8 protein-coding genes, 1 tRNA gene and 1 pseudogene are annotated in these 11,376 nt (G+C 67.3%); 5 read left to right on the top strand and 5 right to left on the bottom strand.

From position 1 onward, the window contains the following. Window positions 1-47: 47 nt before the first annotated feature. The 3 genes from QE379_RS02075 to QE379_RS02065 are packed head-to-tail and all read left to right on the top strand — an operon-like array spanning window position 48 to window position 5,037. Window positions 48-2,537, top strand: a complete 2,490-nt coding sequence (locus QE379_RS02075) for a TonB-dependent siderophore receptor (RefSeq protein ID WP_306997361.1) — start codon at window positions 48-50, stop codon at window positions 2,535-2,537. Between the two features lie 56 nt (window positions 2,538-2,593). Continuing rightward, complete coding sequence (locus QE379_RS02070; RefSeq protein ID WP_306997359.1) at window positions 2,594-3,679, top strand: purine nucleoside permease; 1,086 nt, start codon at window positions 2,594-2,596, stop codon at window positions 3,677-3,679. Further along, the gene (locus tag QE379_RS02065) at window positions 3,676-5,037 is read left to right on the top strand and encodes an 8-oxoguanine deaminase (protein WP_306997357.1); all 1,362 of its coding nucleotides are present in this window, start codon (window positions 3,676-3,678) and stop codon (window positions 5,035-5,037) included. The genes QE379_RS02070 and QE379_RS02065 overlap by 4 nt, the downstream gene beginning before the upstream one ends. A 150-nt stretch (window positions 5,038-5,187) precedes the next feature. Here the strand turns inward: QE379_RS02065 and QE379_RS02060 are convergent, their stop codons facing one another. Beyond that, on the bottom strand, window positions 5,188-6,183 hold the full coding sequence (locus QE379_RS02060; RefSeq protein ID WP_306997355.1) for an IS5 family transposase: 996 nt from the start codon (window positions 6,181-6,183) through the stop codon (window positions 5,188-5,190). A 54-nt stretch (window positions 6,184-6,237) separates the two neighbouring features. Beyond that, a complete protein-coding gene (locus QE379_RS02055; RefSeq protein WP_306997352.1) occupies window positions 6,238-7,605 on the bottom strand; it encodes a nucleobase:cation symporter-2 family protein in 1,368 nt (455 codons plus the stop codon). Window positions 7,606-7,825: 220 nt separating this feature from the next. On the opposite strand from QE379_RS02055, the gene QE379_RS02050 reads away from it, so the two are divergent. After that, the gene (locus QE379_RS02050; RefSeq protein ID WP_306997351.1) at window positions 7,826-8,839 is read left to right on the top strand and encodes an adenosine deaminase; all 1,014 of its coding nucleotides are present in this window, start codon (window positions 7,826-7,828) and stop codon (window positions 8,837-8,839) included. A gap of 42 nt (window positions 8,840-8,881) precedes the next feature. On the opposite strand, the gene QE379_RS02045 is transcribed toward QE379_RS02050, so the two are convergent. Next, window positions 8,882-9,034, bottom strand: a complete 153-nt coding sequence (locus QE379_RS02045; protein WP_307003312.1) for a hypothetical protein — start codon at window positions 9,032-9,034, stop codon at window positions 8,882-8,884. Between QE379_RS02045 and QE379_RS02040 the strand changes: the two are divergent. Continuing rightward, window positions 8,972-9,491, top strand: a pseudogene (locus QE379_RS02040) (phosphoribosyltransferase). The gene QE379_RS02045 and the pseudogene QE379_RS02040 overlap by 63 nt on opposite strands. 6 nt (window positions 9,492-9,497) lie before the next feature. Here QE379_RS02040 and QE379_RS02035 read toward each other — a convergent pair. Next, on the bottom strand, window positions 9,498-11,072 hold the full coding sequence (locus QE379_RS02035; RefSeq protein ID WP_306997349.1) for a glycosyltransferase family 39 protein: 1,575 nt from the start codon (window positions 11,070-11,072) through the stop codon (window positions 9,498-9,500). 67 nt (window positions 11,073-11,139) lie between these two features. Further along, window positions 11,140-11,213: transfer RNA gene (locus tag QE379_RS02030), tRNA-Gln, on the bottom strand. Window positions 11,214-11,376: the final 163 nt, after the last annotated feature.

Here is an 11,376-nt window from a genome sequence, read left to right as displayed (position 1 = left end):
ACGGACTGGCCCGAGGAAACGGATCGGCCGTCACAGGGGGGCTGACCATGACGATACGCGCTTGCTCGCATTCCACCATTTCGCATGCCCTGAAGCCGCGGCGCGGCGCGGGGCTCGCACTTGCCGTGTCGCTGTTGTGCGGCACGGCGCTGGCCACGCCCGCCTATGCGCAGGACAGGACGACGCCCGCCGCCGCCGAGCCCGCCGCCCAGGACGGCAGCGAGATCGTCGTCACCGGCTCGCTCGACGCGCTGCCGGTCAAGGATGTCGGCTCGGTCTTCGGGTTCGACAAGACGCTGGTCGAAACGCCGCGCTCCGCCTCGACGATCAGCGACGAGCAGATCGAGCGTTTCGGCATCACCGACATCTATGACCTGGTATCCCAGTCGCCGGGCACCTTCACCAACTCCTTCTTCGGGGTGGGCGGCGCGCTCGACATTCGCGGCACGCCGGGCGAAACCTATTTCCGGGGCGTCCGGCGGCTCGACAATGCGGGCAATTATCCGACGCCGATCGCCGCCGCCGACCGGATCGACATCGTGCGCGGCCCCGCCTCGCCCATCTACGGCCCGTCCAAGACCGGCGGCTACCTGAACTTCGTGCCCAAATCGGCGCGGGTCGCGGGCGGCGCGCTGCTCAGCAAGCCGACCGGCGAGGTCAGCTACACGGGCGGTAGCTGGGACCGGAACAATCTGCGCGCCGAGGTGCGCGGCCCGGCCAAGATACTGGGCGCCGATCTGGGCTATAGCCTTTATGCCGAGATCGAGGATTCGGGCAGCTATTACCGCAACATGTCGACCAAGCAGACCATCCTGCAAGGCTCGTTCGACCACCGGCTGACCGACACTGTCCGCATCGAGTTTGGCGGCCAGTATCAGAATTTCAAAGGCCAGCAGAATGGCGGCTGGAACCGCCTGACCCAGAAGCTGGTCGACAACGGCACCTATATCACCGGAACGGCCAAGCCGCTCGACACCAATGGCGACGGCCAGATTTCGCAGGGCGAGATCAAGGCGGCGGTGCCCGGCGGCCTGTCGATCTTCGGCAATTTCACCTGCCCGAACAGCACATTCAGCCCGTTCGCCAGCAGCTTCACCAACGCCTGTTTCACCCAGACCTATCCGCAGTTGAACCTGGTCAACACCGGCACCACCACGCTCAGCCGCCGCGACGTGCTGACCGGCGTGAACGACAAGCTGACCAACAAGCAGACGACGCTCTATTACGACATCATCTTCGACGGACCGGACGACCTGACCCTGAAGAATCAGCTATTCTTCGACCATACCCAGAATATCAACAACAATGATTACGGCTTCTCGCAGCGCGTCAATTCCTATGTCATCGAGGACAAGATCGTCGCGGCCAAATCGATCCAGACCAGCCTTGGCAAATTCTCAGGCCAGTTGTCGCCCTCGATCCGCTATGTCAATTTCAACTATGGCGACGATTTCGATTACGAATATTTCCACCGCGTCGACCTGACCCAGAGCTATACCCCGGCGTCGAACCGGCTACTCGCGAACGAGTGCAATTGCGGCTATACCGACCGGGTCTTCGGCCACACGACCGATTACGGCATCGCCGCGCTGGTCGATCTGGACTTCTCCTTCGGCCTCGACCTGCTGCTGGGCGGGCGGTACGACAAGGTCGATGCCACGTCGCGTTATGACCCGACGGTGATGGACCGGGTGCCGACCCGCGTCTCCGCCAAGGGCAGCGACGATGGCTGGTCCTGGACCGCCAGCGCGTCGTACAAGCTGCCCTTCGGCATCATTCCCTATGCCACCGCATCGCAGCAATCGACGATCGTCGTCGGCCAGGGTGCCGAAGTCCTGCCCGAAGCGGTGGCATCGGGCTTCATGTCGACCTCGCGCCTATATGAAGGCGGCGTGAAGGGAAGCTGGCTGAACGACACGCTCTATGCCGCGCTGTCGGTCTACAAGCAGAACCGGACCGACTTCAACATCCAGTCGATCACCGTCAACCAGGCGGTCGAGACGAAGGGCGTGGAGGCGGAGGCGCGCTGGGCGGTCGACCGGCACCTGCTGGTCACCGGCGCCTATACCCATACCGAGGTCGTCAACCTGACCGCCCTGCAAGCCGGTACGCTGTTCGGCTTCTTCGGTATCGAGGATCTGGTCAACGTCACCGACCCGACCCTCTATCTGGGTGGCCAACCGATCGGTCTGATCCCCATCCCGGATCGCAATGCCGCGCGCCGGGCGGGCATTCCCGCCAATCTCTATTCCGCCACCGCGACCTATGGCTTCGACAACGGCCTGTCGGTCAGCGGCAGCGTGGTGAAGGTGGACTCGGTGTTCTCCGGCCAGTCGCAGGCGGTGCGCCTGCCCGGCTATACGCTGGTCGACCTGTCGAGTTCGTACCAGACCGGCCCGTGGCTGTTCCGCGTGGTCGTCAAGAACGCGACCAATGCGCGCTATTTCCGTGCCAACTTCACCGAATTGTTCGGCAGCACCATCGTCCTGCCCGAACGCCCGCGCAGCTTCCTGGCGTCGGCCGTCTATAAATTCTGATGGTGCGCGCGGGGGAGCGGACGGACCGCCTCCCCCGCGCGGCCGGAGTATCGATCATGGTTCCTTTCCTCACCGGCCTGCTTCTCGCCGCCACGGCAAGCGGGGCACAGGCCCCCGCCAAGCCGCCCGCCCCGCTCTGCGCGATCGCCGCGCCCTGCGCCCGTCCGCTGCCGGTGCGGATGGTGGTCGTCTCCATGTTCGAGATCGGCAAGGACGAAGGCGACACCGCCGGCGAGTTCCAGCTATGGAAGACCCGGCGCGACCTGCGCCAGCGCATCCCCTTCCCCCACGGCTATCACGACCTTTATTACAACCCGGACACGCAGATATTGGGCGTCGTCACCGGTGTCGGCTCGGTCCGCTCGGCAGCGGCGATCACCGCGCTGGGCCTCGACACGAGGCTCGACCTGTCGCGCGCCTATTGGCTGGTCGCGGGGATCGCCGGGATCGATCCCGAGGATGCCTCGATCGGATCGGCGGCCTGGGCGCGCTATGTCGTCGATGGCGACCTGGCGCATGAGATCGACGCGCGCGAAATCCCCGCCGACTGGAAAAGCGGCTATTTCCCGCTGGATCGCAAGGGACCGAACGATCCCACCCCGCCGCGCACCGATGGCGGCGAGGTCTTCGCGCTCAATCCGGCACTGACGGAATGGGCCTATCGCCTGACCCGCGATACGGCCCTGCCCGACGATCCCTCCATCGCCCGCGAACGCGCGCGCTATACCGACCATCCCAATGCGCAAAAGCCGCCCTTCGTGCTGATCGGCGACCAGTTCTCGGCGATGACCTTCTGGCACGGCGCGCTGCTCAATCGCTGGGCCAATGACCACACCCGCTATTTTACGCAGGGCAAGGGCGAGTTCGTCACCAGCGCCATGGAGGAGACCGGCACGCTTCAGGCCATCGCCTATCTCTCGAAGATCGGCCGCGTCGACAAGGACCGCGTCCTCGTGCTCCGTGCGGGCAGCAACTACACCATGCCGCCGCCGGGCGTCGCGGCGGCGGACTATCTGCTGCGCGAGAATGAAGGCTATGCGGGGCTCGGTGCGTCGGTGGAGAGCCTTTACCGCGTCGGCAACCGCGTGGTCGAGGAACTGCTCACCCATTGGGATCGCTACGGCCAGACGCCGCCGAAGTGACGCTGTCCGTCCTGCACTCGGCCGCCGCGCTCGTCACGATGAATGACGATGCGGAGGAGATCGCCGATGGCGCGATCGCCTGGCAGGACGGGGTCATCGTCGCGGTCGGCACGACCGAGGCGCTCGCCCCGCTGCGCCGCACCGCCGACCGGACGGTCGATGCGCGGGGCTGCGTCGTCACGCCGGGGCTGGTCAACACCCATCACCACCTGTTCCAGTCACTGACCCGCGCGGTGCCGGGTGCCACCGACGCCTCGCTGTTCGGCTGGCTGCGGCGGCTCTATCCGATCTGGGCGCGCTATCGCCCCGACGACATATATGCCGCGACCCGGCTGGGCCTGGCCGAGCTGGCGCTGGCGGGATGCACGCTCAGCACCGACCATCTGTATCTCTATCCGAACGGCGTCACGCTGGACGACAGCATCGCCGCCGCCGCCGAGATCGGCATCCGCTTCCACTCCACGCGCGGCAGCATGAGCGTGGGCGAGAGCGCGGGCGGCCTGCCCCCCGATGCGCTGGTCGAGCGCGAGGACGCGATCCTGGCCGACACCATCCGGGTGATCGACCGCTTCGACGATCCCGCCCCCGGCGCGATGGTCCGCATCGGCGTCGCGCCCTGTTCGCCCTTTTCGGTCAGCGAGGGGCTGATGCGCGACGCCGCCCTGCTCGCGCGGGACAAGGGGGTGATGCTCCACACCCATCTGGCCGAGGATGAGGACGATGTCGCCTTCTCGCTCGCCCGCTTCGGATGTCGCCCCGGCGTCTATGCCGAGCGGCTGGGCTGGACGGGCCGCGACGTGTGGATGGCCCACTGCGTCAAGCTGGACGCCGACGAGATCGCGCTGTTCGCCGCGACCGGCACCGGGGTTGCGCATTGCCCCTGCTCCAATTGCCGCCTGGGGTCGGGGGTCGCGCCGGTGACGCACATGCTCGCCGCCGGGGTGAAGCTGGGGCTGGGGGTCGACGGGTCGGCGTCCAACGACAGCGGACATCTGTTGCAGGAGGCGCGGCAGTCGTTGCTGCTCCAGCGTGTCACGCATGGGGCGGAGGCCTTTGCCCCGCGCGCCGCGCTGCGGCTGGCGACACGCGGCGGGGCGGAGATGCTGGGCCGCGACGATTGCGGCGCACTGACGGTCGGGCGGCGCGCCGACCTGGCGGTGTGGGACATGGGCGAGGCGTCCTCCATGGGGGCCTGGGACCTGGTGGCCGGGCTGATCCTGTGCCCACCCGGCGGGGTGCGCGACCTGTTCGTCGAAGGCCGGGCGGTCGTGTCGGGCGGCGCGCTGGTCGGCGTATCGCAGGCCGATATCCTCGCCGATGCCCGGCGCTCGGTGGCGCGCCTGCGCGACGTGGCCTGATCGCCACATCTCATTCCTCCCCTTACAGGATTCCTCTGCGAAACGGCTCATTTGTGACAGAGGATCTGGGCGAGGCTTTCGCTGCAGGGATCCGGTACGGGCCTTGGTCAGCTTTGGCTGGCCGGTTTGGAGGGGCAGGATCGCCCCGGCTCAGCCAGCGGCAAGGATGGCGGCGCGTCTGAGATTGTAGATGGTGGCAAAGGCGAGGAAGTCTGCGGCGTTCCGCTCGATCGACAGGCATCTGGTGCGCGCCTTGCCGTAGAGGCGCTTCATGGCGCTGAAGACCGCCTCGACAGGGGCGCGCCGTCTGGCGATGAGGTGGTTGCGCCGGGCCTGCCAGCGCGGCAGCTTTGGCATGTAGCGGTGCCGGCGATGCATGATGCGATCCTTGATCCCGGCCGCCTTCAGGGCCTTGCGACGCGCCTGGCCCTCATAGGCCCGGTCGGCATAGACCGCGCCTTCGTCGCCGCAGACCAGCGCGTCGGCCCGTTCGACATCCTGGACCCTGGCCGAGGTGAAGGCCAGCTTGCGGATCAGGCCCGAGCCCTCGTCCATGCCGATATGGAAGCGGTAGCCGAACACCGGCTTGCCGTCCTTGCGCGTCCAGTCGGCACCCGGCTCCTGGGGGTGCGGATCACCCGGCGCGATCCAGTCCCCGCGCGGGGGCTTGCGGGTCGCCTTGACCACCGAGGCATCAAGGATCGTCCCCCGCCGCAGCACCAGCCCCTGCGCATCCAGCTGCCGGTTGATCTCGGCAAAGCAGCGCTCCAGCACGTCCCCCGCCGCCGCCGCCGCGCGAAACCGGCACAGCGTCGTCTCGTCCGGCGTGCCGCCATCCAGCGCAAAGCCGCAGAACCGCCGGAACGACAGCCGGTCGAGCAGCGCCTCCTCCAGCCCGGGGTCCGACGGATCATACAACGCCTGCAGATACAGCGCCTTGACCATCGCCAGCGGCGCATAGGGCGGTCGACCCGTCCGACCCTGCCGCAGCGGCGACACCAGCGGCTCCAGCCGGCTCCAGTCGATCAGCCGCTCGATCCCCGACAGCTTCGCATTCGATCCCAAGCGCGGATCCATCAACGCTTCCACCAGCGATCGCTGCTCGACCATCACCATGCCCTCCTGCCCGCACAGTGAATCACTCAACCATCCTCATTGCCAGACGTTTCGCAGAGGAATCCTGCAAGGGGAGGAGAGGGTTTAGATCACCTCCGCCTCGCGGCTAGCCCGACTCCCGAAAAAGGCGTTCAGCCCCACCGCGCTGATCGAGGCCAGCACGATACCCGAATGAAGCAGCGGCGCGAGTGCGCTCGGCATCGCCTGGAAGAATCGTTCGGACAGGACCGGGATCAGCCCGACCGCGATCGACACCGCGATGGTGACCAGCCGCTCGAAGGTCAGTTCCACCGACCCCAGGATGCGGATGCCCGTCGCCGCGATCATCCCGAACATGACCAGCGCCGCGCCGCCCAGCACCGGCAGCGGCACCGCCGCGACCAAAGCCGCCAGCTTCGGGCAGACGCCCAGCGCCAGCAGGATCACCCCCGCCCCCGCACACACGAAGCGCGAGCGTACGCCGGTGATGCTGAGCAGCCCGATATTCTGCGCAAAGGAGGTATAGGGAAAGGTGTTGAACACCCCGCCCAGCAGCGTCCCGACCGCATCGCCGCGCAAGCCCCGCACCATCTGCGTCCGCTCGACCGGACGGCCCACTATCTGCCCCGCCGCCATGAACATGCCGAAGGATTCGATCATCACCGTCATCATGACGAGGCACATCGCGATCGACGCGGGCGCGTCGAAAGTCGGCGCGCCGTACTGGAAGGGTTTCACCAGCGCGAACCACGACGCCTCGCGCACCGGCTCCCAGTCGACCTGCCCCATGGCCCCGGCGATGACGGTCCCCACGATCGTGCCCGCCAGCACCGCGCCGCTGCGCAACAGGCCGTGCCCGAACCGCATCAGGCAGAGCACGACGACCAGCGTCATAAGCGCCAGCCCCAAATGCGCGGGCGCGCCATAGCCTGGATCGGTCGGCTGCCCGCCCGCGCTCCAGTTGATGCCGACCCGCATCAGGCTGAGCCCGATCGACAGGATCACGGTTCCGGTGACAGCAGGCGGGAACAGCCGCGAGAGCCGCCCGACGAACGGCGCGACCAGGAAACCGAACAGCCCCGCGACGATGACCGCGCCGTAAATGCCGCGCAGCACCATGGCGGGCGGCGTACCTTCGGCATGGTCCGCCGCGATCATCGCCAGCATCGGGCTGATCGAAGCGAAGGTCACGCCCATGACGATGGGCAGTCGGATGCCGACCAAGGGCAGGCCAAGCGTCTGGATCAGCGTGGCGAAGCCGCAGGCGACCAGATCGGCGCTGATCAGCATCCCCAGTTGCGCGGGCGGCAAATCCAGCGCCCGCCCGACGACCAGCGGCACCGCCACCGCCCCGGCATACATCACGAGCACATGCTGAAACGCCAGCGGCACCAGCCGACGGGCGGGCGGCACCGCATCGACACTGTCGTCGATCGGCGCAACCGCCGTCTCGGCCGTTTCGCGGTCCATCATGGACGATCCCGCCAAGGGCAATTCATGCGTCGCCGAAGGCATGGGGCCGGTCTCCGTCTGTCCGCTGGGGTAACGATGCCATGGTATCGACAGGGAGCGTCCCGCCACCAGCGCCGAATCTGGAACGAAGCGATCGCAAAAAGGCATCGCTCACCACTCTATCGCCCGCCCGCGCTATTGCGCATGATAGGGCCATAGTACCCCTCGGACGGAACCTGCCATGACGGACGACGACTTCATCACCGCCCTGCCCAAGGCCGAGCTGCACCTGCATATCGAAGGCAGCCTGGAGCCGGAGCTGATGTTCGCGCTGGCGCGGCGGAACCGGGTCGCCATCCCGTTCGGCTCGGTGGAGGAGGTGCGCGCGGCCTATGCCTTTTCCAACCTCCAGGACTTTCTCGACATCTATTATGCGGGCGCGGACGTGCTGCGGCAGGCGGAGGATTTCCACGATCTGGCGGTCGCCTATTTCGACCGGGCGGCGGCGGACGGCGTGGTCCATGCCGAAATCTTCTTCGATCCGCAGACCCATACGGATCGCGGCATCCCCTTCGACACGGTGATGGAGGGGTTGCTGTCCGGCATGGCGGCGGCGCGCGAGCGCCACGGGCTGACGTCGAAGCTGATCCTCTGCTTCCTGCGCCATCTGGACGAGGACGCCGCCTTCGCCACCTTCGCGCGGGCCGAGAAATGGCTGGACCGGATCGACGGCGTTGGCCTCGATTCCTCCGAGGTCGGCCATCCCCCGTCGAAATTCGCCCGCGTCTTCGCCGCCGCCGGGGACGCCGGGCTGAAGCGCGTGGCCCATGCCGGGGAGGAAGGGCCACCCGCCTATGTGCACGAGGCGCTCGACCTGTTGCGGATCGACCGGCTCGACCATGGCAACCGCGCGCTGGAAGACCCGCTGCTGACCGCCCGGCTGGCGCGCGAGGCGATGACGCTGACCGTCTGCCCGCTGTCCAATCACAAGCTGTGCGTGGTGAAGGACATGGGCGACCATCCCATCGACCACATGCTGCGCCTCGGCCTGCGGGCGACGATCAATTCGGACGATCCCGCCTATTTCGGGGGCTATGTCGGCGACAATTACCGCGCCGTCGCCCGGAGCCGGGGGCTGTCGCGCGCGGATCTGGTGACGCTGGCGCGCAACAGCTTCCTGGGATCGTTCCTGGACGATGGCGCGATCGCCGCGCATCTCGACCGGCTGGATGCCTTCGCGCAACAGGCGGGATGACGCGGTGGTTGCCCTTGGCGCATCGGGGCAGCAAAAGGGGCGTCAGATTCCGGCGGGAATGGCGTGGCCGCCCGCTCCCTCAACGATGATGGAAGTGTCGTGACCACCAAAGTCTATCTGTCCGCCGACCGCCTGCTGGAGGATTCCTTCCGCCTGGCCAATCTGGTCTTCGACAGCGGTTTCCGCCCGACCCATATCGTCGGCATCTGGCGCGGCGGCGCGCCGTGTGGGCATCGCGGTGCAGGAATTGCTGGAATATCGCGGCGTCGAAAGCGACCATATCGCGATCCGCACCGCCTCCTATACCGGCATCGACCAGCAGGATCCGCAGGTCCGCATCTATGGCCTGGGCCATCTGGTCGACGTGCTGAACCCCGAGGATCGCCTGCTGCTGATCGACGACGTGTTCGATTCGGGCCGCTCGATCCGCGCGCTGCTGAAGGAACTGAAGGACCGGTGCCGGCGCAATATCCCGGACGAGGTGAAGGTCGCGACCGTCTATTACAAGCCATCGCGCAACGTGACCGACCTGAAGCCGGACTATTTCGTCCACCAGACCAATGACTGGCTGATCTTCCCGCACGAGATCAACGGGTTGAGCGAGGACGAAATCCGCGCGCACAAGCATGGCGCGGACATCATCCTGCGCTGAGGGGATTCAGCGCGCCATCGCCTTCACATTGCGCGATATATCGGCCTGGCTCAGGGCCTCGGGGTGCGGGGTGACCGGCGATCGGCGGATCGCCACGATCACGTCGCCGTCGCCCTGATCGAAACGGTGCTGCATGACCCGGTAAGCCCCGCCGGTCACCGTGCGCAGCAGCACCGCACTGTGCGGATAGGCGTCGCGGTATCGGTCGCGCACGATCACCGCCCCCGCCACGCCGATCCGGTCGAGGATCGCCGCCGCCTCTCCCGGAGTCCGCGCGATCAGGTGATAGCCGCGCCCCATGAAATCGCTGCCCGACAGCCATTGCGACGACCGCACGGCCCACAGGCTGCGACGACCGCGATCCTGATAGGCGGCCTCGGCGATGATCGCACCCTCGCCGCCCGCGCGGCCGTCGACCATCCAGATGCCCGGTGCCGCCCGCATCGTCGCGACGATGGCGGGCGCGCCCATGTCGCGCTTCGGCGCCAGATGGATCAGCGCCGTCACCGGTGAAATCAACACGATCAGTCCCAGGACCACGGCAACGGGCCTCGCCATCCCCCCGCGCCGCCAGACCAGCAGGATTGCCGTCGCGATCAGCGTGATGGCCCAGGGAAGAGCGGGCAGGACATAGCGCGGATCGAGCGCCACGGGCACGATCGATTGAAAGGCCAGCGTCGCCACGACGACCGCCAGCGCCAGCCGGACGACCGGCCTCGCCTCCTCGGCCCGCCACCCCAGCACTGCCCCCGCCACCATCAGCCCGATGCCCACCCATCCCAGATCCTCGACCAGCGCCGCGACATTGGTGGACAGCGCCAGCCATGCATAGGCAAGGCCCGGCGCATAGTTGAATCCGCCCGCCGAAATGCGGAACGACACCGCATACCAGGGCGCGACGACCAACAGGGTCGCCACCGCCACCACCCATAGCCGCCGGTCGCGCAGGATCGCCCAACGCCGCGCGAGCAGGATTTCCACGGCAGGAACCAGCGCGATCAGCGCGCCATTGCCCTTCACCAATGGCGCGAAGGCCGCCAGCGCACCGAACAGTGCGAACCGCCGCCAGCCGGGCGCCTCCGCCGCACGCAGCCATGCGATCGCGCCCAGCCCGACCACCAGGGCCACCGGCTGGTCGAGCAGGAAGGACCGCGCGCTGTCGACCGCCAGCGGCGACGCCAGCATGGCGAAGGCCGCCGCCAGTCCAATCCGGGGCGCGCCCATCCGGCGCATCGCCCACAGCACCAGCAGCGCGGGCCATCCCGCCACGACCGCGCTGACGATCGCCGCCGCAAAGGGCGAAGGCCATGCCAACGCGAAGAGCGGCGCCCACAGCGCATACCAGCCCGGCGGCCAATGCCCGATCGAAAGCTTGGGATAATGCGCGTAGAAATCGCGCGCGAAGGCCATCGGGCCGGGCAATCCGGCGCGCAGCCAGTCGGCGAGGAACAGCGTGTTGACATAATGGGCCGATTCGTCGGGCCCCAGAAAGCTGCCCGTGATCCCGCCCGTCATCCAGGCCAGCGCCAGTGACGCCAGCCCCAGCAGCATCGCCGCACCGACCGCCCCTGCATATCGCATCGCGCGCTTCCCATCCCCGTCACATGGCGAGCGATAAAGCGATCCGGACCGGCGATATAGGGAAATCTGGATGCCCCGTGAGGATTCGAACCTCAATTAACGGAGTCAGAGTCCGTGGTCTTACCTTTAGACGACGGGGCATCGAACAGGGGTGGGCCTCTAGGCGGGCGAATCACCCTTGTCAACCGGATTTCCGCCGCTTGCCCCCCTCGCCGTCTTGTCGCGCGCGCGGCGACTCGCTACCTTGGCCGTCAAGCACCGGCGGACGCTCAAGTCCGTGACGGATAGAACAGAATAAAGTGAG

The organism is Sphingomonas sp. SORGH_AS_0879 (assembly GCF_030819175.1).
In the GTDB taxonomy this organism is placed as follows: Bacteria; Pseudomonadota; Alphaproteobacteria; order Sphingomonadales; family Sphingomonadaceae; genus Sphingomonas.
Note: the sequence above shows the minus strand (reverse complement) of the source record. Positions and strands in the feature narration are given on the sequence as shown.

What these genes read in the sequence shown, in the direction of transcription:
- QE379_RS02075 (WP_306997361.1), top strand. Translation starts at nt 48, where the DNA reads ATGACGATACGCGCTTGCTCGCATTCCACCATTTCGCATGCCCTGAAG.
- QE379_RS02070 (WP_306997359.1), top strand. Translation starts at nt 2,594, where the DNA reads ATGGTTCCTTTCCTCACCGGCCTGCTTCTCGCCGCCACGGCAAGCGGG.
- QE379_RS02055 (WP_306997352.1), bottom strand. Translation starts at nt 7,605, where the DNA reads ATGATGGACCGCGAAACGGCCGAGACGGCGGTTGCGCCGATCGACGAC.
- QE379_RS02050 (WP_306997351.1), top strand. Translation starts at nt 7,826, where the DNA reads ATGACGGACGACGACTTCATCACCGCCCTGCCCAAGGCCGAGCTGCAC.
- QE379_RS02045 (WP_307003312.1), bottom strand. Translation starts at nt 9,034, where the DNA reads ATGGGTCGGGCGGAAACCGCTGTCGAAGACCAGATTGGCCAGGCGGAA.
- QE379_RS02035 (WP_306997349.1), bottom strand. Translation starts at nt 11,072, where the DNA reads ATGCGATATGCAGGGGCGGTCGGTGCGGCGATGCTGCTGGGGCTGGCG.